Source organism: Pseudomonas sp. S10E 269, assembly GCF_002798465.1.
In the GTDB taxonomy this organism is placed as follows: Bacteria; Pseudomonadota; Gammaproteobacteria; order Pseudomonadales; family Pseudomonadaceae; genus Aquipseudomonas; species Aquipseudomonas pergaminensis.
Genome location: NZ_PHIJ01000001.1, coordinates 1,563,638 through 1,586,535, shown reverse-complemented (window position 1 = coordinate 1,586,535; position 22,898 = coordinate 1,563,638). Strand labels below are relative to the sequence as shown.

At 62.2% G+C, this 22,898-nt stretch carries 17 protein-coding genes; 5 read left to right on the top strand and 12 right to left on the bottom strand.

What is annotated here, in order from left to right:
* Positions 1-30 precede the first annotated feature (30 nt).
* The gene (gene urtA / locus CWC48_RS07455; RefSeq protein ID WP_078046653.1) at positions 31-1,296 is read right to left on the bottom strand and encodes an urea ABC transporter substrate-binding protein; all 1,266 of its coding nucleotides are present in this window, start codon (positions 1,294-1,296) and stop codon (positions 31-33) included.
* Between the two features lie 285 nt (positions 1,297-1,581).
* Here urtA and CWC48_RS07450 point away from each other — a divergent pair, with 285 nt between their 5' ends.
* On the top strand, positions 1,582-6,186 hold the full coding sequence (locus tag CWC48_RS07450) for a DUF4329 domain-containing protein (RefSeq protein WP_100491601.1): 4,605 nt from the start codon (positions 1,582-1,584) through the stop codon (positions 6,184-6,186).
* Between the two features lie 32 nt (positions 6,187-6,218).
* Here the strand turns inward: CWC48_RS07450 and CWC48_RS07445 are convergent, their stop codons facing one another.
* From CWC48_RS07445 to cbiE, 11 genes are all read right to left on the bottom strand, one after another.
* A complete protein-coding gene (locus CWC48_RS07445; protein WP_100491600.1) occupies positions 6,219-7,238 on the bottom strand; it encodes an iron ABC transporter permease in 1,020 nt (339 codons plus the stop codon).
* The gene (locus CWC48_RS07440; protein ID WP_100491599.1) at positions 7,235-8,182 is read right to left on the bottom strand and encodes an ABC transporter substrate-binding protein; all 948 of its coding nucleotides are present in this window, start codon (positions 8,180-8,182) and stop codon (positions 7,235-7,237) included. Before CWC48_RS07440 ends, CWC48_RS07445 begins: the two co-directional genes overlap by 4 nt.
* Positions 8,179-8,967: an ABC transporter ATP-binding protein gene (locus CWC48_RS07435; RefSeq protein ID WP_100491598.1), complete on the bottom strand. Its 789-nt coding sequence runs from the start codon at positions 8,965-8,967 to the stop codon at positions 8,179-8,181. Before CWC48_RS07435 ends, CWC48_RS07440 begins: the two co-directional genes overlap by 4 nt.
* Entirely contained in the window at positions 8,967-11,075 is a 2,109-nt protein-coding gene (locus CWC48_RS07430; RefSeq protein WP_100491597.1) for a TonB-dependent siderophore receptor, read from the bottom strand. The genes CWC48_RS07435 and CWC48_RS07430 overlap by 1 nt, the downstream gene beginning before the upstream one ends.
* Positions 11,076-11,227: 152 nt before the next feature.
* A complete protein-coding gene (locus CWC48_RS07425) occupies positions 11,228-12,610 on the bottom strand; it encodes a PepSY domain-containing protein (protein ID WP_100491596.1) in 1,383 nt (460 codons plus the stop codon).
* A 113-nt stretch (positions 12,611-12,723) separates the two neighbouring features.
* Positions 12,724-14,784 (bottom strand): TonB-dependent copper receptor, encoded by a 2,061-nt coding sequence (locus CWC48_RS07420; protein WP_100491595.1) that lies wholly within the window; start codon positions 14,782-14,784, stop codon positions 12,724-12,726.
* Between the two features lie 93 nt (positions 14,785-14,877).
* Entirely contained in the window at positions 14,878-15,273 is a 396-nt protein-coding gene (locus CWC48_RS07415) for a DUF2946 domain-containing protein (protein WP_100491594.1), read from the bottom strand.
* An 11-nt stretch (positions 15,274-15,284) separates the two neighbouring features.
* The gene (locus tag CWC48_RS07410; protein ID WP_078046662.1) at positions 15,285-15,767 is read right to left on the bottom strand and encodes a copper chaperone PCu(A)C; all 483 of its coding nucleotides are present in this window, start codon (positions 15,765-15,767) and stop codon (positions 15,285-15,287) included.
* A gap of 46 nt (positions 15,768-15,813) precedes the next feature.
* Positions 15,814-16,209 carry a DUF2946 domain-containing protein gene (locus CWC48_RS07405; protein WP_100491593.1) on the bottom strand — a complete coding sequence of 132 codons (396 nt, stop codon included), beginning with the start codon at positions 16,207-16,209 and terminating at the stop codon, positions 15,814-15,816.
* A 261-nt stretch (positions 16,210-16,470) separates the two neighbouring features.
* Positions 16,471-17,190: a cobalt-precorrin-6A reductase gene (locus tag CWC48_RS07395; RefSeq protein WP_100491592.1), complete on the bottom strand. Its 720-nt coding sequence runs from the start codon at positions 17,188-17,190 to the stop codon at positions 16,471-16,473.
* Entirely contained in the window at positions 17,187-18,392 is a 1,206-nt protein-coding gene (cbiE, locus tag CWC48_RS07390) for a precorrin-6y C5,15-methyltransferase (decarboxylating) subunit CbiE (protein WP_100491591.1), read from the bottom strand. Before cbiE ends, CWC48_RS07395 begins: the two co-directional genes overlap by 4 nt.
* A 95-nt stretch (positions 18,393-18,487) precedes the next feature.
* On the opposite strand from cbiE, the gene cobG reads away from it, so the two are divergent.
* From cobG to cobJ, 4 genes are read left to right on the top strand one after another with little or no spacing between them, the layout of a single operon-like run.
* Positions 18,488-19,777 carry a precorrin-3B synthase gene (gene cobG, locus CWC48_RS07385; RefSeq protein WP_305882041.1) on the top strand — a complete coding sequence of 430 codons (1,290 nt, stop codon included), beginning with the start codon at positions 18,488-18,490 and terminating at the stop codon, positions 19,775-19,777.
* A complete protein-coding gene (locus CWC48_RS07380) occupies positions 19,770-20,396 on the top strand; it encodes a precorrin-8X methylmutase (RefSeq protein ID WP_078046667.1) in 627 nt (208 codons plus the stop codon). Before cobG ends, CWC48_RS07380 begins: the two co-directional genes overlap by 8 nt.
* A complete protein-coding gene (locus tag CWC48_RS07375; RefSeq protein WP_078046668.1) occupies positions 20,396-21,127 on the top strand; it encodes a precorrin-2 C(20)-methyltransferase in 732 nt (243 codons plus the stop codon). The genes CWC48_RS07380 and CWC48_RS07375 overlap by 1 nt, the downstream gene beginning before the upstream one ends.
* Complete coding sequence (gene cobJ, locus CWC48_RS07370) at positions 21,127-22,764, top strand: precorrin-3B C(17)-methyltransferase (protein ID WP_100492503.1); 1,638 nt, start codon at positions 21,127-21,129, stop codon at positions 22,762-22,764. The genes CWC48_RS07375 and cobJ overlap by 1 nt, the downstream gene beginning before the upstream one ends.
* Positions 22,765-22,898 lie beyond the last annotated feature (134 nt).

Genomic DNA, 22,898 nt, shown 5'->3' with positions numbered 1-22,898 from the left:
CGTGCCCGACAGTAGAGGCTGGTTGAGGCTTTAGTTGCTCTTCACGGCGTAATCCGGCTTTTTGTCATTGCCTGGAATGTACGGGCTCCACGGCTGTGCACGGATTGGCTCGTTGGTTTGCCACACCACCGAGAACTGACCGTCGGCCTGGATCTCGCCGATCATCACCGGCTTGTGTAGGTGGTGGTTGGTCTTGTCCATGGTCAGGGTGAAACCTGACGGCGCGGCGAACGTCTGGCCGGCGAGGGCTTCGCGCACTTTGTCGACGTCGGTGGATTTGGCTTTTTCGGCCGCCTGCGCCCACATGTGGATACCCACGTAGGTGGCCTCCATCGGGTCGTTGGTCACGGCTTTATCCGCGCCTGGCAGGTTGTGTTTCTTGGCGTAGGCCTTCCAGTCGGCGACGAATTTCTGGTTCACCGGGTTCTCGACCGACTGGAAGTAGTTCCAGGCGGCGAGGTTGCCCACCAGCGGCTTGGTGTCGATGCCGCGCAGTTCTTCTTCACCCACGGAAAAGGCGACCACCGGTACCTCGGTGGCCTTCAGGCCCTGGTTGGCCAGCTCTTTGTAGAACGGCACGTTGGAGTCGCCGTTGACGGTGGAGATCACCGCCGTCTTGCCGCCGGCCGAGAACTTCTTGATGTTGGCGACGATGGTCTGGTAATCGCTGTGGCCGAACGGGGTGTAGACCTCTTCGATGTCTTTATCCGCGACACCCTTGGCGTGCAGGAACGAACGCAGGATCTTGTTGGTGGTGCGCGGGTACACGTAGTCGGTGCCGAGCAGGAAGAAGCGCTTGGCGCCGCCGCCTTCTTCGCTCATCAGATATTCCACGGCCGGGATGGCTTGCTGGTTCGGCGCCGCGCCGGTGTAGAACACGTTTGGCGACATTTCTTCGCCTTCGTATTGCACTGGGTAGAACAGCAGGCCGTTAAGTTCTTCGAACACCGGCAAGACCGATTTACGCGACACCGATGTCCAGCAGCCGAACACCACGGCGACCTTGTCCTGGGTCAGCAACTGGCGACCCTTTTCGGCGAACAGCGGCCAGTTGGAGGCTGGGTCGACGACCACGGGTTCGAGCATCTTGCCGTTCACGCCGCCCTTGGCGTTGATCTCGTCGATGGTCATCAAGGCCATGTCTTTAAGGGACGTTTCGGAGATAGCCATGGTGCCGGACAGCGAGTGCAGGATGCCGACCTTGATGGTCTCGGCAGCCTGCACCGTCCAGGTCATGCCCATGGCGGCAATGGATGCCGAGAGAGTGAAAGCCTTGATCAAGCTGCGACGCTTCATGGTGCGATCTCCGAGATCGATTTTTTAAGGGGCAGATGAGTGACATTACTGAGGTGATAGCAAGGGGTGTGCCGAACTCGTCCACCCCGCACGGGCAAGGGGCGGGCAAATGTGCAGATCGAATGGGTCGCACCAAAGTGGCGCCCGATTGCGGTAAACGGGCACGACTGTGTGCTGTTGTGGTGCTTGGTGCTGTCGCTACTTATCTACCGGTCAGAAGTAGCTTTGCACTCCGAGAATGAAAGGGCCGGGCGCTGTGCTCAGGCATTCATTCAAGGAGTTGTCATGGCGATCAGATTGTCACGTGAAGGGCGGGCTGCCAGCTCAAACCGTGGGGCTACCCAGCTGCCACCACTGAGCCCTGCTTTTCTGCATGAGGCAGATGCGGCTTACTGGGCTCATCAGGAAATTGGTCAGCGACGAGACGTCGAGTACGGCGGGGTGATTGTGCGAGACCCTTCCGGCCAGTATTTCTCGACTCAGCCGGTGGCGGGCAAGGGAATGCAGTTCGATTTACGGGCTGTTTTGGCTATCGGCACCGATGGCTACTATCTTCAACCACCGGGGTATACCTGCGTCGCCTGCTACCATTCACATCCTGCGCAACATGAAATGATTCTCCAGAGAAACCCCAGCTTTGATGAACGCATGGCCAAGGCGTTTTTGGGGTTCATCTCCGGTACGGATTTTTACCAGGATGTGCATGATCGTGCTTTCTTTACGTCTTCCTATCTCTCTGGGCCGGACGGATCCCTCATCCGCCATACCCCTTCTGGATCCAGGGCGGAGTTCAGCTTCGCCCTTTGGGTACAGGCCGGAAAACCACCCGGCAATCCGGTGGGTGTGTACGGCGGCTTTGATGAGTTCATCAAAAAGGTCTCGACCTTCGGCTCGTTGAGCTTAATTGTGCCGACCGCACTGTGGGGTGGTTCTCGCGGCAAGGTGCCGCCCGATTGGGTCGTTTTCGAACCTTTTTCCTCGTCGGCGGTGACCGAGCAACCGCTGTTCACGGCGATCTTTCCTGAGGCATCGTTGGCGGTGACGGCAGCGTTTCCCCCGCAGCCAGAGACCGTTGAATCGCGCATCGGCGTGGTGCTCAAGCACGTCAGCCTGGATCGTTACGTCGCAACCTTGGCAACGCCCGGTCTCGAACCGTTATTTTCTCTCGATACGCTCTTCCCCAAGGGGCCGGATGGGGGGCTGCAATTACCCGCCGACTATCGCCTGGAAGCCCTCTATTTCAGTGAGGGGTCTGAAGTGAGTAGGGTTGCTGCTCGAGAAAACTGGCTGGTCAATGTGCTTTTTACACGGATGCAACTGGGGGCCGCCATCCGAGCGGGAAGCGGGACGTTGGCTCTTCAGGACCCGAAGCGTGGACTGTCCCTCTACATCAATACCCTGGATCAAGCGTTGCTCAAACTTAAAGTCCCTCTGGCGTATCTGGCGGCCGAGCTGTTTAAACGCAGCAGCGATGGGGGGATCAATGACAGCGGTGCCCAGGCCGAGATGGCCGCTGGCACCCTGACACCACGCGACTTTTTGCGCAGGGTGATCGATGTCACGGACCTGTGGGTGGTTCGAGCAGGCCAGGTCTGGCGTGAGGTCGGGCGGGTGAATAAGCAATCGACGGTATTGTCAACAGAGCACCCGGTGACCTTGAGTGGCTCGTTTCTGTCATCCCGGGACGCTGCGTCGTACGCCCATGAGCAGATTGGCAACTCCCGAGGTAGTTACTACGGCGGTTACGTGTTGATAGGGCCTGACGGTCGCTTCGTGATCACCCCGCCCAAGCAAAGCCTTGCCAACCCATTTGCGTTCATGCTGTTTTTCCCCGTAGACGAGCAAGGCGCACTGATTCCTCCCGAAGGCTATGAGCTGTATGCACGCTATGGTTCCCATCCGGCACTGTCCATGATCGATCCTGACTGGGTTAAGCAGCGGCGGTGGACGCGGCAGGAAGCGCTGATCAACCTGCAGGTATTTTCCTGCGATGAGATGTACTCAATACTCCTATCCGGGCGGGTGGCTTACCTTTCCGGAGCGCAGGATTGTCTACTGGAATACGCCCCGAGCCATTCGTCCGAGGAGCAGTGGCTACTGGAAACTCTCAACCCGTCTGCCGGAGAGCTTGGCCTTGCACGCAAGATGGATCGCGGCGTGCTAAGACCTGCCGATTGGGTCACGAGGTTAGCCGCTGCGGGCGAATTCAAAATTGTTCAGGGCAATTCGTTGTGGGGGCCGCGCGGGGTTGTCTACAGCGATTGGACGCCTGACTTTGAATATGCACCCAGAATCGGCCCGCCCGACTACGTCACCTATGGTTCCTTGTTCACAACCCTCAATGACGCCGCCCGCGATCTGCATAAGCGAGTGCATGGTCGCAATCTTGCCGCGCAGGCCTGTTTCGCATTTATCCTCAAACGCAAAGGCCAGGAACAGTACATTGGCACTGAGGTAGAGAGCGCTCTCTCCGCCGGCGACTTGTTCGACCTCGACAAATTGTTTGCTCGAACGAGCCGTGACGAGTATGTGTTGCCCGAGGGGTTTGAGCTACATGCCTTGTTCAGGTCACAGCAATGGTCGCCGAAGTGGAACACTGCAGCGAATGCTTGGCTGACGTTGTATTTCGTCACGCCGAAAGTACTGTATTCCGCGCTCTATGAAGCCCAGCGTAATCAAACACGCAACCTGCCCATCTACTTTTCGACGCTGGACGGTGCACTGTTAAGTTTTCGCGCCTCGCCTATCGACGTGAAAGCCGGCGGCGAGGCGGACACCCTGTTAGCGCTGGCACAGACGCAGTTGGATTCTGGCATAAAGACCCATTTTGACTTTGTCAGACAGTGGGCAACCAAGGGCGAGCTACAAGTGGTGCGGACCAGTCAATGCTGGGATGAAGTTGGCATTGTGAATAAAGACTGGACCGGCTACAAAACCTTGACTTCACGCCGCTTGAGCCCGGCGTTTGCCTCGGCTGATGATGCGGCCCGTTATGCCCTGAGCTCAATTGGCAACCACTTTCGCCGCGCCTATGGCGGCGTCATCCTCAAGCTGGTCAACGGTCTATGCGTGGCCACTGAACCCTTGATATTGCCGCCGCGGGGGGTGTCGCTGAACTGGATCTACCCGGACGCCAGCGTTGCCTTGGGGCTTTATCCTGGGGGGAGCACGATCATCGCTCGCTACCGCTCCCTACCCATTCAAGAAGTCCCTCTATTGCTGTCGGCCCTACAAAAATCGGTCTACCAAAGCATGATTCCCAGTGCTGTGCTGGCAGAGCTGCTAGACAGAGAGGCGCATATCAAGCGCGACTACGTTTTCGGAGCGAACGGGGCGATTCTCAGCTACGACCTGTCAGACTCTGAGGAGGAAAAACTGCTGAACCGTAAGTTGCTTGCTCTTAACCGCGTCAAAGGTGATTTGGCCGACAACGACTATGAGCAGCAACTTCGCACGGGAACGCTGTCACCGCAGGATTTCGTCAATGCAGTGGCCAAGGCTGGCCTCTTGCGGGTTGTTAAGGGAGATGCATTGTGGGGGCATCCGAGGACACTCAAACCTGAGTTCGCGCTGAATCAATACATCCCAAACCCATTGGAGGTGCGCCAAGTCGCAGCGGACTCACCGTGCAGTCCGATATTCACCCGTGCCCTTGATGCCGTCCGACACGTCCAGCTGGCTTGGAAACCACAGGCTCAAGTGGCGTTTGGTTATGTGCTGAAGGCATTCGGACGGGACCTGTACATGGCGACGTTACCTCTTGTCAGAGCGCAATTTAGTGCATTGGCAGCCGTTTTTGCCGGCGGCCAATTACCCCAGGGTTACCTGATGCATGGCTTGTACTTGTGCGCATCGACTGAACCGATTGCCCCGGCGAAAGACGAAATGGCCCGGTCCTTCTTCTCGCCTGTCACGATTGCGAAAGCGCTGGCTTACATGACCACCCCCCGTAATGGACTGACACTGCCGCTTTACCTGTTATGTGCCGACGGTGCGTTGCTGCGGTACAAGGTGCCTAAATCAGATGCTGTGACGCAGTGGCAGAATGACCAGTACCACATCGCCGAAGGCGTGAATAAGGGCTACTTGACAGTGCGGGACTACGTACGTGAGTTGGCGAGCATTGGAGAGTTGGACATCCGGGTCACCAGCCCGATCTGGGGCCGCAAAGAGCTGGTCGATGCCCTGTGGTCTCCCAATCGACTGCCGCACGATTTTGCTGACGACCCTTATTACCATTCATTCTGCGGTCCATGGTATTTCTATGCCGATGACGCCGCCCGGTACGCTCAGCGCACGCTTGCCGGCTTTGTTGATCGTTCGTATCTAGGGGCAGTCCTGGTGCCGCCGAGAGTTGGCGGGTTTGTCGCAATCGATCCCGTGGAGGATCGCCCCGGTTTTGGCGACAGTACGTTGGAAGGTTTGTTCTGGAAGGATCACGCCGGATTCGACGTGCCGACGACCAATGTGCTGCGCAACTACAAGATTGCAGCAGTGCATGTCTTTTATAAGACAATTCCTGGTACGCCCAGTAAGCTCCAAGTTGACATCAACCTGCTGGCTAATTTTGTCTCCGGTACTGACCTGGACAATTATCTTTCGGTCATACGCAGTAATTTACCTGACGCCAAGAGCATCTACCTGTCTTGCCGTCGGGGAGCGCTGCTCAAGTACGACCCTGCAATGACAGCAGAGGAAGCCAATGTGCTGCGCGCCTGGCCAGCGCTCACTCCCAGTGTGCTGGTGAGTCGGTTGCGGCGCATAGGCAAGCTGTCAGTGCTGGTCGCCGACAGCTTCTGGAACGCACTGGGGCCTTTGAATGAACAGTCGGATCTTATGAGGATCGGGGCAAATGAGCCCTGGTATGGCCGCAACAAGGATGAGCTTTGATGAGCACCCTCCACGCAACTGCCTGAGACGCCTCATTCTGATCGGCGCCGGCGCATCAACCCGATAAAAAACAGCCCGCCGATGGCTGCGGTGGCCACGCCGATGGGCAGGTCTTCCGGGGCGATCAAGGTGCGTGCAGCGACGTCGACCCACACCAGGAACAGGCTGCCGAGCAGGGCACACACCGGCAATAGGCGGCGATGCTCGGCACCGACAAGACGCCGGGCAATGTGCGGCACCATCAGCCCGACAAAGCCGATGGAGCCGCTGATGGACACCAGCACGCCGGTCATCAACGAGGCCACCAGGAACACCTTCAGCCGCACGTTGCGCGCATTCAGGCCCAGCGTCACGGCGGTCTGCTCACCGGCCATCAGCGCGTTCAAAGGCCTCGCCATGCCGAGCAGTACCAGCAGCCCCAGCAGCACCGTGGCCGTGGGGATCGCCAGCAACTCCCAGCGCGCCAGGCCCAGGCCGCCCAGCATCCAGAACATCACCGCCGACGCCGCGCGGTGGTCGCCCATGAACAGCAGCAGGTTGGCCGCCGCCATCATCACGAACGACACTGCCACGCCACACAGCAGCAGGCGGTCGCTGTCCAGTCGTCCGTTGCGACTGGCCACCGCCAGCACCACCAGCATGCTCAGCAGCGCGCCGACAAAGGCGGCGATCGGCAGGGTCAGCAGCCCGACTATTTCGCCCACGTGCAGCACCACGATCACTGCGCCGAGGGTGGCGCCCGACGTGACGCCCAGCAGGTGCGGGTCGGCCAGCGGATTACGCGTCACTGCCTGCAACACCGCACCGATCAACGCCAAGCCGGCGCCCACCAACGCGCCGAGCAACAGGCGCGGCACACGGATCAGCCAGACGATATGCGCCTGCCCGGCCGGCCAGTTCACCTCGCCGATGCCAAAGGCCTTGTGCACCACGATTCGCCACACCACGTCCACTGGCACCCGCGCCGGGCCGAAGCCCAGGGACGTCACGCAGGACACCAGCAACACCAGCGCAAGCGCGGCAAGCAACCAGGCGTAGCGACGGGTGATCATTCGCCGTGGAACCCCTTGGCCAGGGTTTCCACCGCCAGTACGTTATCGATGCCTGGCGTCGCCTGTACGTACGGGATCACGATAAAGCGCTGGTTCTTGATGGCGTCCACCGCTTGCAGCGCGGGGTTATTCATCAGGAACGCCTGCTTCTGCTCGGCGGTGATTTCGCTGTAGTCGACGATCACAATCACCTGCGGGTTGCGTTCCACCACGGTCTCCCAGTTGACCCGGGTCCAGCTGGCGTCGATGTCATCGAGGATATTGCGCCCACCGGCCGCCGTGATCAGTGCCTGGGGCATGCCAAGGCGCCCGGAGGTCATGGCGCGGTCTTCGCCGCTGTCATAGAGGAACACCCGCGGTTTCTCGGCCGGCAGGTCCTTTTGCACCTCGGCGACCTGTGCCTGCATCTGCGCGATCAAGGCAGTGGCGCGGTCCTGCACGTCAAAGATTTTGCCCAGGTTGCGCAGGTCGTTATAGGTGTCGTCCAGGGTGGCGGCCGGGCGCTTCATCACGAAGGCACACGACTCGGTCAACTCATACACGTTGATCCCCAGGGGTTGCAGTGTGTGCGGGGTCAGGTCGCCGCCCACGCGCATGCCGTAATCCCAACCGGCGAAGAAGAAATCCACGTTGGCGTTGAGCAGGGTTTCCACCGATGGGTACTTGCTCGCCAGCTCCGGCAAACCCTCGAGCAGGTGTGCCATTTCCGGGGTCACCGACTTCCAGCCGGTGACGCCGCTGTAGCCGGCCATGTGCGACTTGAGGCCCAGAGCGAGCATCATCTGGGTCATGTTGATGTCGTGGCTGACCGCGTGTTTCGGGGCCTCCTGGAAGGTCACGTCGCGGTTGCAGCTCTTGACGGTGACCGGGTAATGGGTGGCTTCGGCAAACGCCTCGGCGGCACTGAACAGCAAGGCAACGGCAAGCAGGGGGCGCAGGCTCATGGTTGGGTTATCCAGGTGATTCGGGGGTAGCCGGACAAGGGGTGAGTGTCGATCAGCGCTTCGACGCCAAACACGTCGCGCAGCAAGGCGGCTGTGAGTACTTGATGCGGCGTGCCGCTGGCGACGATGCGCCCGTGGTTGATCACGTACAGGCGGTCACAGAATGCAGCCGCCAGGTTGAGGTCGTGGATGCTCGCCAGGGTGCCGATGTTCAGGCGCTTGACCAGCCGCAGCAACTCCAACTGATAGCGTGGGTCGAGGTGGTTGGTGGGCTCGTCGAGGATCAGCAGTTGCGGCTGCTGGGCCAGGGCGCGGGCGAGGATCACACGCTGTTTTTCACCGCCCGACAGGGTGGCGAACCCATGGTCTTCGAACCCCTGCATGCCCACCGACACCAGCGCTTGCTGGATCAATTGCCGGTCCTGCGGTGTGTCGCCATCAAACAAACCCTTGTGGGGTGTGCGGCCCATGGCGACCACTTCATCCACCCGCAGGCCGAAGGCATCGGGAAACTCCTGCAGCACCACGGCAACCCGTTGCGCGCACCATTTCGCGCTTTGTTTCCACACATTCTGGTGTTCGAGCAGCACGTCGCCCTGCGCCGGTTTGCTGAACCGGTAGGCGCAGCGCAACAGGCTGGTCTTGCCGCTGCCATTGGGCCCGATCAGCCCGACGAACTCCCCGGCACCGACCTGCAGGCTGGCGTCACGCAGTTGGAACTGGTGATGGCAGTGCTCATGCCCCGAAGGGGTCCAGGCCAGGTCGGTGAGGGTGAGTGAGCTCATCAGAAGGTGTAGTCCGCCGTGACGAACAAGGCGCGCGGTTCACCCAGTATCCACTGCTGGCCGTCGTTGTACTGGCTGACGGCATAGGTGCGGTCGAACAGGTTGTTCAACTGCAGGCCCAGGGTGGTGTTGCGCATGGCTTTCCACGACACGGTGGCATCGACAACGGTGTAGCTCGGCAGCTCGTTCTGGTTGGCCATGTCGGCATACCGTGCGTCGACGTAACGCACGCCGGCACCGGCGCGAATGTCGTCGGTCACGGCCTTGCTCAGCCACAGGTTGGCTGTGCGGCGCGGTACGTCCACCGGGCGGTTGCCGTCGCGTGACACTTGCACGCCGCCAACGTCCTGCGTGAAGTCGTCGTACTGCGCGTGGACGATGGCCGCGTTGGCCTGCAATTGCCAGGCGTGTGGCAGTTGCAGGTCGAGGCTGGCTTCCAGGCCGCGTGACGATTGTTGGCCGACTTGCTGCTTGAGGTCCGGGTCGCCCGGTACGTCGGTGAGCAGTTTTTTCTTGACGATGTGATACGCCGCCAGCGTCCATTCGCCACGCTGGTCCCAGAAGGCCTGCTTGATGCCGATCTCGGTCTGCTTGGCGGTCGACAGGTCAAACTGTTGCTGGCTCGGGCTCAGGGAAATCAGGCCGCCGACGCCGTCAGTGCTGGTCGCGTACTGGCCGTACACCGAGGTGTCCGGCGTGATCGCATAAACCAGGCCGGCCTTCCAGTTATTGCCGGTGAGGGTCTTGTCGGACTGGCTGCCGGTGCGCAGGTCATCGCGGTCGACGTGGGCGTAGTCGCGGCGGATGCCGGTGATCAACGACAGTCGGTCGGTGAGTTGCAGGCGGTTTTCCGCGAAGCCAGCAACGGTTTTGGTGGTGGTGGAGAACAGCGGGCTGAATGCACTCTGGCTATCGAATACGGCGGGCGCCGGGTGATTGATATCGATCGGTTGCCCATCCGGCAGCACATCCTCGAACGGCGAGTTGTTGGCCAAGCGGAAGCGAATGCGGTTGTACTCCACGCCGGTCACGGTCTGGCTGTCGAGGCCGAACAGGGTGTGCTTGAAGGTGAAGGTCTGGCGGTCGCCCACCTGTTCCTGGTTGTGCTTGATGCCGAAGTTGCCGCTGCGGGTGAGTTGCCCGTTGGTGAAGTTATAGTTCTCGGCGTTCTGCCAGCGCCGCTGGTTTTTCAGGTAGAACAACTCGTTGGTGGCACTGACGCTGTCGTTGATCTGCCACTCGCTGGTCAGGCGCGTCCACTGGTCGTTGTAGTGCTGGATGTCGTCACTGACGTTGTAGTTTTTGTCGCGCAGGCCTTTGTGCAACTGGCCGTTGATCAACGGGGTGCCGAAGTAATTTTGCGGGCGCTGGTCGCCATAGTCGCTGGCCAGGGTGAAGCTCAGGTTGTCTGCCGCCTGCCAGCGCAGGGCGCCGCTGACAAAGTCGCTGCTGGAGTCGCCATGGTCGATGAAACCATTGCTGCGCAGGCGATTGAGGTTCAGGCGATAGCTCAGGGTGTCGGTCAGCGAGCCACCGCTGTCCAGGGCTTCTTGCTGGCGGTCATGGGAGCCGTAGCCCAGGCGGATGTGGTTTTCGATCTCGCCTTCAAACGGCTTTTTTGGCACGGTATTGACCACCGCGCCAGTAGCCCCTTCGCCGTACAGCACCGAGGCCGGGCCGCGCAGCACGTCGACGCGTTCCACCGACCAGGTGTCCACCGGGAACGTCGATGTCCCCATGCCCATGTACATGCGGTTGCCGTCGTACAACTGCATCACCGAGCCCTGCCCGGTAAATCCACGGGCCGACAACGACGTACCACCGTCACCCGGCGAACCGGTGCGGCTGATGCCGGTGCCGCGGGAAATCGCGTCCTGCACACTCACGTCGCCGCGTGCACGGATCTGCACGCCGGTCTGGCTCTCGACACTGCCGGGGGTTTGCAAGGCCGTGAGGTTCAGGCGCGAGCCGGCGGTGGTCGGGGTCTTGAGGTCGACGCGTTCGTCGTCCACGGCGGGTGCCGTGACGGGGCTGGCGGGCAGAGTCAGGGCCTGGGCGCTGTGATGCAGGGCGAGCAGGCACAGGCCGGACGCGAGGTACTTGTTCATCGGACGGAAAATCGCTTCTTCGAGGCAGCGCTCGCCGCTGGGCGCGGCGAGCTGAGGTATGCAGTAAGTGTTATAAGTTAACACTTCCTGCGTCGTGGGCGAAAGCCCGCGTAAGACTACATAACGCCTCTATGTAGGGCATCTCGCCGACTTCATGTCGAACCTGAGGCGGATTCACGTTGCGCAAACAGCCGCGACACTACCAGACGATCCAGCGCCCACACCACGATCAACGACGCGCCAACCAGTGGGAAAATGATCGCCAGGCCCAGCATGATCACCATCGCGGTCTTCCACTTGGGCAGGTCGTGGCGTATCGGCGGAACACCCAAGCCACCCGCTGGCCGCCGCTTCCACCAGATCACCAGGCCACTCACGGCACTGAGCAGAATCATCAGGCAGATCAGCAGCACGATCAGTTGATTGACCCAGCCGAACATCTTGCCTTCGTGCAGCATCACGCCGGTTTCGGTGGCCCGTGCCACGAGGTTGTAGTGCTCCCAGCGCACATCGGCCAGCACCTTGCCGGTGTACTGGTCTACGTGCAGGGTGGCGTCATTGCGCGGGTCGTTGGCGAACACCGCGATGGTGAATACACCTTCTGCGGTGGTGGGAAAGGTGATGCTGTAGCCAGGCTCGACCTTGCGCGCGTTAGCCAGGTCGACCACCTGTTGCAGGCGCAAGGTCGGCGCGGCTGGCGCTGAATGCATCGCGCCGTGATTCATGTGCTCGGCATGGTCGCCAGACATCGGCATTGGCGTGTTTTCCATGGCCCAGGGCACCGTCTGCTGGGCAGCGGTGTTGAGCACCCGCGCCTGCTGGTCCGACTGTGGCACCTGGTTCCACATCGCCGCCGGGAATGTGTTCCACAAGTCGGCGTACTGCTTGCCCCAAAAGCCGGTCCAGGTCATGCCACTGAGCAGCATCACCAGCAGCAGCGACGCGCCCCAGAAGCCAGTGACCGCGTGCATGTCACGCCAGAACACCCGGCCGCGGCTGCTGACTCTTGGCCACAGCACGCCCGCCGAGGATTTGCCGCGCGGCCACCACAGGTAGAGGCCCGACATCACCAGCATCACGCCCCAACCGGCGGCGAGTTCCACCAGCCGATCGCCGACGGTGCCAATCATCAATTCCCCGTGCAGCGCACGGGCGATGGCTTGCAGGTTGTATTTGGCGTCCTGTTCGCCGAGTACCGTGTCGCGGTAGGGGTCGACGAACACCGTCACTTCGCGCCCGTCGTTGTGCATCACAAACTGCGCACTGCTGGTGGCGTCGGTCGGCGGCAAGTACTTGCTGATGGCAGCCTTGGGGTAGGCCGCCTGGGCGCGTTGCAATTGCTCGTCGGCGCTCAGGGCGTGCTCGGCGGTCTGGACCTTGAGCAGGTCGCTGTACATCAGCGGGTCGAGCTGGGGTTTGAACAGGTAGATGATGCCGGTCAGGGCCAGCAGCACCATGAAAGGGGCGACGAAGAGCCCGGCGTAGAAGTGCCAGCGCCAGGCCAGGTTGTAGAAAGACATTTTTTGAGTGCTCATCAGGTGCTCCGCAAGGCTTGTTATTTATCCGGTCATGACCCGTAGGAACCGGCTTGCCGGCGGCGGCGATCTAATCGACGCCATCGCCGGCAGCCGGCTCCTACAGGGGGGCGTCAGAAGCTCATGTCGACTTTGGTCCAAAGGGTCCGGCCTGGCTCCTTGATGGCCTGCGGGTCACTGGCCGGGTAACCGAACCCGGCGTTGCCGGCCAGGTTCAGGTGCTCGGCGTAGGCTTTGCCGAACAGGTTGTCGACACCGGTGCTGACCTTGAAGTGTTTGTTGATGCGGTACGCCGCGTTCAGCGAGAACACGCCAAAACCGCCGCTCTTGTCGAAGTCCTTGCCGACCACGTTGCCTTTGTTCTGGTCGATGCGGTGTTGCGCCGCGACCACACGCCACAACGCGCCGGCACTCCAGTCGTCTTCGCTGTAGGTGAGGCCGAAACGTGCATCCAGTGGCGGCATTTGCGGCAGGGCCTTGCCGTCGCTACTGTTCTTGCCCCAGGCGTAGGCGAGGGTGGCGTCGGCTTTCCAGTTGCGCGTCAGTTTGTACGCTGCGCCCAATTCACCGCCCATGATGCGCGCATCCACGTTACGCGCCTGGGAAGTGGTGCCCATCATGCCGGGCTTGTAGTCGAACAGGATGAAATCCTGCACTCGGCCGATGTAGCCCGAGGCCCAGGCTTCAAGGTCCTCGGCCTTGTACTGCGCGCCGAAGTCGAGTTGGGTGGTTTTCTCCGGCTTCACGCCGTCGAAGGCATTCACCGAACCGACCGCGCCGGTATTGGGCGAAAACAGCTCCCAGTAATCCGGGAAGCGCTCCGAGTGGCCCAGGCCTGCGTAGAGGGTGGTGGGGCTGTCGGCCAGGTCGTGTTCATAACGCACGAAGCCCGATGGCAAGGTATCGGCGCGGGTGTCGTCAGCAGTCGGGTTGGCGCGGCTGCTCATGCCCGAGCCGGTGGTTTGCCGGAAGTCTTTGGCCGAAGCGCGGTCCAGGCGTGCGCCGGTGATCAGGCGGTCGCGGTCGGCGGCGTACCAGGTGAGTTCGCCGAACACGCCGTAGTTGTGAAAGTTGGCGTCCTTGACCCGTGGCAGATCCTTGTAGGTGTCGATGCCCATGCTGCTGCGTTGGCGATGTTCGTTGGTCTGCGCGTCCAGGCCGCTGATCAACTGCACATCGGCCCAGCGCCAGGTGGCCTTGATGCGCGCGCCGAGGGTGCGGCGGTCGACGTTGGAGGCCATCGGCCCGGCCATCATCCCGGTGCCCGACGGCGTGCGCAGGCTGTAGTTGTCCATCACATGGTCGGCGTAGTTGTAGTAGACCTGGGCCTCGACCTTGTCCAATACCTCGCCGATGTTGGATTTTTCAAAGCGCAGCCCCAGGCTCTCACGCAGGAACTGCGAGCCGTCCATGCCGCGCCCGGCGTAGCGGGCTTCGCCATCGCCACGGCCAGCGGTGAGTTCCAGCAAGGTGTCGGCGTCGGGGGTGAAGCCGACCGCCACATCGCCATTCCACTTGTCGTAGCGCGAGGCAACCGTGTCGTTGTTGCCGTCCTTGTAGTCATCGGCATGGGCCTGGTTGCCGATCACCCGTACGTATCCCAGCGGGCCGCCGGCGGCGGCATCGATGACTTTGTCGAAGCGCCCGTTGGAGCCGGCCAGCACACTGGCGTTGAGCCGCGTGCCCAGCTCGCCGAACTGCTCCGGCTCGCGCTCGAACAGGACGGTACCGGCCGACGCGCCGGGGCCCCACAGCACGGTTTGCGGGCCTTTGATCACGGTGAGCTTGTCGTAGGTTTCCGGCGAAATGTAGGAGGTGGGGGCGTCCATGCGGCCAGGGCAGGCACCGAGCATCATGCTGCCGTTGGTGAGGATATTCAGGCGTGAGCCAAACATGCCGCGCAGCACCGGGTCGCCATTGGTGCCGCCGTTACGCACCAGGGCAAAGCCGGGGATGGTCTTGAGGTAGTCGCCGCCATCGCTGGCGGGCACCGGTTGGCGCGGGTCCTTGGGGTGGGTGATCACCGTCAGTGGTGAGCTGGGGGCAATCGCGGTGATCACGGTCGGGCTCAGTTCATGCTCGTCGGCGTGAACGTGGGGCGCCAGTAATGCGCCGCATAAGGCAGCGAGCACGGGGGTACATCCCAAACGGGTGTCAGCAGAAAACCTGGACATGACAAATTCCATCAATCATTCGTAAACAACACGGCCAGCAGCCTGCGGCTGTCTGTCTAAAGTCGGCCGGGGTGAAGTAACGGTGTTAAGTGCTTACGAAGCGATGGGCGGCGCGCGGCTGCGGGCGCCGGGGAAGATGCTCTGCCGGGCATGGCCCAGGCGTGTGGCGGGGGTGAGGGCGTTGGCCGGTGGCGGACTGCTCAGGGTAAAGGTTGAAATGCCGCCGGGCAGGGCTGGGCAGCTATAGAGCAGGTCACAATAGCCGCACTTGGACCAGAGGGCGTGGTGTTCGTCAGGGGTTTGCTTGTGATGGGTTTCGCCGTGCTCCATCGGCATGTCCATGGACATGGACATACCGGCGTGATGATCCATCGGCATCGCTTGGGAAATCAGCGGACCGATAAAGATCATCAGCATGGCGAACAGGCTGATCCAACTGCCGCTTCTCAGGCGGGAGTGTGGAGATAACCTGGCGCGAGGGGCGCCCATCGGGAGTCTACCTACTGGGCGTGCTTATGCTCGTGGGTGGCCATTGGCGGCGTTTTTTGCACGCTGACTTCCACCTCGACCTTGCCGGCTTTCTCGAAGGTCAGGGTCAGCGGGAATTGCTTGCCGTCGGCCAACAGGCTGCGGTCCTTGAGGCCCAGCAGCATCACGTGATACGCCATGGGCGCGAAGGTCAGATCGCCTTTGGCCGGTACGGCCACGCTGGGCACTTGTTGCATCTTCATCAAGTCGCCTTGCATCACATGCTCGTGCAACTCGGCCTTGTCCGCCACGGGCGTCTCGACACCGAGCAAACGGTCCGCCGTTTCGCCGGTGTTATGAATCACGAAATACGCCGCGACAGTCGGCGCATTGGGCGGCAACTCCTGGGACCAGGGTTCACGGATCTCCAGTTCGCCGACCTTGTAGTCATCGGCATTGGCAGCACTGAACACCGGCAACAACAACGCAGCCAGAAGCAGGGAAGATTTGAGCATGGCAGTTCTCCAGAACGGTTCTAAACGCAGTTCACTTGCGAAGAAATCAGACCGTCGGGGAGGCGCGGGGGTTAAGACTCGGCCATTGCTGGCGCGGGGTAGGTTGCTGGGGCGCAGACGGCGTCAGGTGCTGGAACACGTCGAACCGCGTTACATACAACTGCGGCACATGCCCCGGCAACGCCACCACCGGCGTCGAGCCCGAGCAGCACCAGCAATGCTGCATGGTGGAGTGATCGTCCTGCTGCGGCGCCGGAATCTCCAGTTGGCCCAGGGCAATAGTCTTCAGACTGGCACCATTGGAGGAGCAGAAGCTGCCCCACAGCAATTGCTGCACCGGGTCCTGGGATTGCTGCATCGCACTGGCCATCGGCATGGCAAAGGCGTTGAACAGCACTGCAAGGCAGGCGATCCAGGCGATTGCAAAGCGTTGACGGGCCATGGCGGACAATCCGTAGGGTTAAACGATCAGGGGGTATTTAGCCTGATCGTAGGGGAGAAGTAAAAACAGGGCATGTGGTTTGGTGTCGCAGTGCCAGTGGTTGAGGATAGACGGGAACTGAGAGGTTGCCGATATCAAGGACAACGCGGTCCTAAATGTGGGAGCGGGCTTGCTCGCGAAAGCGGAGTGTCAGCCAATACATCAGGTGACTGATACACCGCATTCGCGAGCAAGCCCGCTCCCACAGGGGATAGTCGTCGTTCAGAAAACGGTGATTGTCTGCAGCACCGCGGCCACGCTGGTGAATTCTTGATCTACGGCTGCCAACACCGGCCGCTTCAACACCAACACCGGCACCCCAAGCTCCCTTGCCACTTCCAGCTTCGGCTCCGTCGCGGTGCTGCCGCTGTTCTTGCTGATCAACACATCAATGCCACGCCGTGCGAACAACGCACGCTCATCTTCGATCAAGAACGGCCCACGCGCGCCGATCACTTCACAGCGCTCGCTCCCCGGATACACATCCAACGCGCGCAGTGTCCAGAACTGCTCCGGCGGGATTTCATCAATGTGCTGCAACGGCTCGCGGCCAAGCGTGAACAGCGGACGCTTGAAGGGTTTAAGCGCTTCAATCAACGAGGCCCAATCACTGACCTCGCGCCAATCATCTCCCGTCTGCGGCTGCCACGCCGGTCGGCGCAAGGCCCAGCAAGGCACGCCGCTCAACTGCGCAGCCTCGGCCGCATTTCGGCTGATCTGCGCCGCGTACGGATGGGTCGCGTCGAGAATCAGGCCAACCCCCTCATCCCGAACAAACTGCGCCAAGCCCTCGGCCCCGCCGTAGCCGCCCACTCGCACCTGGCATGTGAGATCGGTAGGCACACGGCCGACCCCGGCCAAACTGTAGATATGCTCTGGCCCCAAGGTCCGCGCGATAGCCAGCGCCTCGGTCACACCACCCAACAGCAAGATGCGTTTCATAGCGGCTTGACCACTTCTAGCAAGGTAATCGGCAACGCCTGGCGCCAGGTATCGAATTCCCCCAGCGGCTGGGCCTGCGCCACATGGACGCGGGTCAACTCGCCGCCATGTTGCGCGCGCCAGTTCATCAAGGTCATTTCACTTTGCAGGGTCACAGCATTGGCGACCAGGCGGCCACCGGGGCGTAGATGTTGCCAGCAGGTGTCGAGCACGCCTTCGCGAGTGACGCCGCCGCCGATAAAGATCGCGTCCGGTGCTTCCAGGCCCAGCAAGACCTCGGGCGCCTTGCCGCGAACCAACTGCAGGCCAGGCACGCCAAGCGCATCGCGGTTGTGTTCAATCAGGCCTTGCCGACCTTCATCCGCTTCAATCGCCAACGCTCGGCAACTCGCGTGCGCACGCATCCATTCGATACCAATGGAGCCGCTGCCCGCGCCCACGTCCCACAGCAGTTCACCGGGCATCGGGGCGAGGCGGGCGAGGGTCATGGCGCGCACGTCGCGCTTGGTCAATTGACCGTCGTGCTTGAAGGCTGAGTCGGGCAGGCCCGCCAGGCGTGAAAGGCGTGGTGTATCGCTGGAGGCCACGCACTCGATGGCGACCAGATTCAAATCGGCGACTGAGGTGTGTTGCCAATCAGCAGCCAAACCATCGATGCGCCGCTCATCCGCACCGCCCAGGTGTTCAAACACGCTCAACCGGCTGGGCCCGAACCCTGACTTAGCCAACAATGAGGCAATCAACGCCGGACTGCGCCCGTCATTGCTCAATACCAGCAATCGCACGCCACTGGCCATGTGCGCATTCAGCACCGCCAATGGCCGGGCGACCACGGATAGCGTCACCACCTCCTGCAACGGCCAGCCCAGCCGCGCCGCCGCCAGGGACACCGATGAGGGCGCCGGTAAAATCAGCAACTCCTGCGCTGCGACCTGCCGCACCAGACTGGCCCCCACGCCATAAAACATCGGGTCGCCGCTGGCCAGCACACACACCGGCTCGCCACGCCGCGCCAGCACGGGTTCCAGGGAAAACGGGCTCGGCCACAACTGACGCTCGCCCCGAATACACACCGGCAACAGGTCCAACTGGCGCTGACCTCCTATAATCCGAGTGGCGCGCAACAGGGCATGCCGGGCATTCCTGCCCAGCCCCTTGAAGCCGTCTTCACCGATGCCTACAACCGTCAGCCAGGGCGACATATGGATTCCTTGAACGACATCCGACGGGCAGGCTTTTCATGCCGGCGGACAAAGCAGGCATAATACCGCGCCTTTACCTGTGAACCGGTAGCCCCGTGAACCCAACACACACTGCGAATACCTTGCGCCCCTCGGCTTGTCCGGGGTTGCTGCGTATCGTCCAGGCGTTGGATGGCGGGATTTGCCGGATCAAACTGGCCGGTGGTTCCATCACCAGCGAGCAAGCCCATGCGGTGGCGGATGCGGCCCAGGCTTACGCGGGTGGGGTGATCGAGGCGACCAACCGCGCCAACCTGCAGATTCGCGGGATCGGCGCCGAAGAGGGCGCCTTGATCTCCAAGTTGCTGGCCGCAGGCCTGGGCCCCAGCAACGCGGCCGGTGACGATGTACGCAACTTGATGCTCAGCCCCAGCGCCGGCATCGACCCGCAGATGCTGTTCGACACCCGCCCGCTGGCCGATGAAATCCTCGCCACCCTGCAAACCCATCCGCGTTTCCATGAGCTGTCGGCCAAGTTCGCCGTGCAACTGGATGGCGGTGAAGCCCTGGCGATGCTCGAACATCATCATGACGTGTGGCTGTCGGCCTTCGTACGCGATGGTGAGACGCTCCTGGCGTTTGGCCTGGCCGGTTGCCCAGGGCTGGATGCACCGTTGGCAGCCGTGCCGTTGGCGCAGGGCCATGCGCTGGTGGTGGCGGTGCTGGAGGCGTTTCTTGACCTCGCCACCCCGGAACAAACCCGCATGCGTCATCTGCCTGTGGATAACGTGCGGAACCGTCTGCACCTGAAGCTGCTGCCGGTTGACGGCTTCAAACGCCCGCCCAGCGGCGCTTTGCTGCACCTTGGGACTTATCCACAGTCGCAACAGAATCAGTTTTACGTTGCTGCGATCGCTCCCTTGGGTCGCCTGGACGCGACGATGCTCAGGGGTGTCGCGCAACTCGCCAGCAAGTACGGCGACAGCACGTTGCGCTTCACCCCTTGGCAGGGCGTGCTGCTGCCCAACGTCGAAAAGCCTCACGCCGTGACCGAGCGCCTGGCGCAACTGGGCTTTCTCTGCTCGGTCGACCAACCGCTGGCGCGCATGACGGCCTGCACGGGCTCCAGCGGCTGCGGCAAAGGCCTGGCCGACACCAAGGCGGACGCCCAGCAACTGGCCGCGCTCGACCCAGGCGTTGATGTGCACGTGTCCGGCTGCCCACGTTCCTGCGCCGCTGCGCACGTTGCGCCGGTGACCCTGTTGGCAGTGAGCCCCGGCCACTACGACCTCTATTTCCGCGATGCAGCCCACCCAGGTTTTGGCCGGCTGCACGCGCGCACCCTTTCCATTGAAGCGACGGGCGCCTTGCTGCGCGCTCGCCCACGGAGCAACACCGATGATTGATTACATCCGCGACGGTCAGGAGATCTACCGCAACTCCTTCGCCATTATTCGCGCGGAAGCCAAGTTGGACCGCATCCCGGCCGACCTGGAAAAACTCGCGGTGCGCGTGATTCATGCCTGCGGCATGGTCGAGGCCATCGACGGCCTGCAGTTCTCCGAAGGTGCGGGCAAGGCCGGGCGCGATGCGCTGGCCGCCGGTGCGCCGATTCTGTGCGATGCGCGGATGGTCTCCGAAGGCGTGACCCGCGCGCGGCTGCCAGCCAACAACGAAGTGATCTGCACCTTGCGCGACGACAGCGTGCCGCAATTGGCACGGGAGTTGGGCAACACCCGCTCCGCTGCGGCGCTGGAGCTGTGGCGTCCGCACCTCGAAGGCAGCGTGGTAGTGATCGGCAACGCGCCGACCGCCTTGTTCTACCTGCTGGAAATGCTCGACGCCGGCGCACCGAAACCGGCGTTGATCCTCGGCTTCCCGGTGGGTTTCGTTGGCGCCGCCGAGTCCAAGGCGATGCTGGCCGCCGACAGCCGTGGCGTGCCGTTCGTGATCATGCAGGGCCGCCTGGGTGGCAGTGCCATGGCCGCCGCCGCAGTGAATGCCCTGGCCACGGAGGTCGAATAATGCAGGCACGCGGACGTTTGATCGGCCTGGGCGTGGGGCCGGGTGACCCCGAATTGATTACCCTCAAGGCCCTGCGCCTGCTGCGCGAATCGCCGGTGGTGGCGTACTTCGTGGCCAAGGGCAAAAAGGGCAACGCCTTCGGCATCATCGAAGACCACCTGGTGCCGCAACAGACCCTGATGCCGCTGGTGTACCCGGTGACCACCGAGGTATTGCCGGCACCGATGTCCTACGAGCAAGTGATCAGCGATTTCTACGACGCCGCCAGTGTTGACGTCGCCGCGCACCTGGATGCCGGCCGTGATGTGGCGGTGATCTGCGAAGGCGACCCGTTTTTCTACGGCTCCTACATGTACCTGCACGACCGTCTCGCCGAGCGCTACGACGCCCAGGTCATCCCAGGCGTGTGTTCGATGCTCGGCGGCGCCTCGGTGCTCGGCGCGCCGCTGGTGTATCGCAACCAGAGCCTGTCGGTGCTCTCGGGCGTGCTGCCGCATGAGGACTTGAAGCGCCGCCTGGCGGACGCCGACGCAGCGGTGATCATGAAGCTGGGCCGCAACTTCCCCAAGGTGCGCCAGGTGCTGGAAGAGCTCGGCCTGGCCGAGCGTGCGTTGTATGTGGAGCGCGCGACCATGGCCAACCAGAAAATCGTACCGCTCGATGAGGTGGAGCCGATGTCTTCGCCGTACTTCTCGCTGATCATCGTGCCCGGTGAACGGTGGCAAGGTTGATCAGCCCGGCGATTGTCATCCTCGGCCAGGGTAGCCTGGCCACTGCGCGCAAGATCCAGCAGGTGTACCCCGGTGCGCTGATTCATGGCCTGGCCGGGCGCGTCGACGGTGCAGACCAGGCTTACAGCGAGTTCGGCGCAACCCTGCGCCAGCTCTATCAACAGGGCACGCCGCTGATCGTGCTGTGCGCCGCCGGCATCGTGATCCGCACCCTGGCGCCGCTGTTGCTGGAAAAAGGCGAAGAGCCCGCCGTGCTGGCCGTGGCCGAAGACGGCAGCGCGGTGGTGCCGTTGCTGGGTGGCCTGGGTGGCGTGAACGTCATGGCGCGGGAGATTGCCGCTGCGTTGGACGTAGCTGCTGCGATTACCACCAGTGGCGAGCTGCGTTTCGGCACCTGCCTGCTCAACCCGCCCAAGGGCTATGAGTTGGCCGATCTGGAACTGGGCAAGCGCTTCGTCTCGGACCTGCTGGCCGGCGAAAGCGTGCGCATCGAAGGCGCGGCGCCATGGCTGGACCAGGCCAACCTGCCCCAGGATCAACAGGCACGCCTGGCGATTCACGTGGGCAGTGCCGAGCGCACACCCGCCGCCAATGAATTGCTGATCTACCCGAAGAACGTCAGCGTGACCTGCCAGCCCGGTGCGCAGCTGGCAGTGCGCGTTCGCACGGCATTGCATGAGGCCGGCATCGCCGTGCAATCCCTGGCGTGCCTGCTGGCCAGTGATACGCAGATGGCCGAAGCGTCGCTGCATGAGGCGGCGTTGGAGCTGGGCGTACCGTTGCGGTTCGTCAGCGCCAGCCAAGAGGCCGATATTGTGATCGATGTCGCTGAGCAGCCGTTGGACCTGTCGCAAGTCGGACGTCTGCGTGGCCGCCTCGCCGTGATCGGCCTGGGTCCTGGTGCGGCCGAGTTGATGGTGCCTGCGGTGAAGGCTGAACTGGCACGTTGCACCGACGTGCTCGGCTACGAAACCTACGTGCGCATGGCCGGGCCGTTCCGCGATGATCAGGTGCAGCATTGCACCGATAACCGCGAAGAAATGCAGCGCGCGCGCCATGCCTTCGAACTGGCGGCCCAAGGTCGCTCGGTGGTGGTGGTGTCGTCTGGCGACCCTGGCGTATTCGCCATGGCCGCTGCGGTGATCGAGGCCTTGCACGAGTCCAATGACCCGGCGTGGCATCAGGTCGACCTGCAGATCCTGCCCGGTGTCTCGGCCTCACTGGCCACGGCTGCCCAGGCGGGCGCGCCGTTGGGCCATGACTTTTGCGTGATGTCGCTGTCGGACAACCTCAAGCCCTGGTCGATTATCGAAAAGCGCCTGGACCTCGCGTCCCAGGCCGACCTGGCCCTGGCGTTCTACAACCCGATCTCGCGTTCGCGGCCATGGCAACTGGGGCGCGCCCTGGAAATCGTCGCGCTGCATCGCACGCCGCAAACACCGGTGGTGCTGGGTCGCGATATTGGGCGCCCGGGGCAGACCTTGCGTGTGACCACGCTTGGGCAACTGACGCCGGAGCAGGTGGACATGCGCACCATGGTGCTGATCGGCTCCTCCACCACCTGCACCTTCCCCCGTGCCGGTGGCGGTGAGTGGGTGTACACGCCGCGCTGGTACGGCGAGAAACCCGCCTCCTGAAAACGACCGGTTGGCTGCCTGAAAGCGCTGAATGACCCAGGGAATTTCCTGATGTTGTTCGGCGCTTTTTCTTTTTATTGCGACGAACTCCGGAAGCTCGCCAGGCACCCTGCATGATTGCTGGGCGCCAGGGT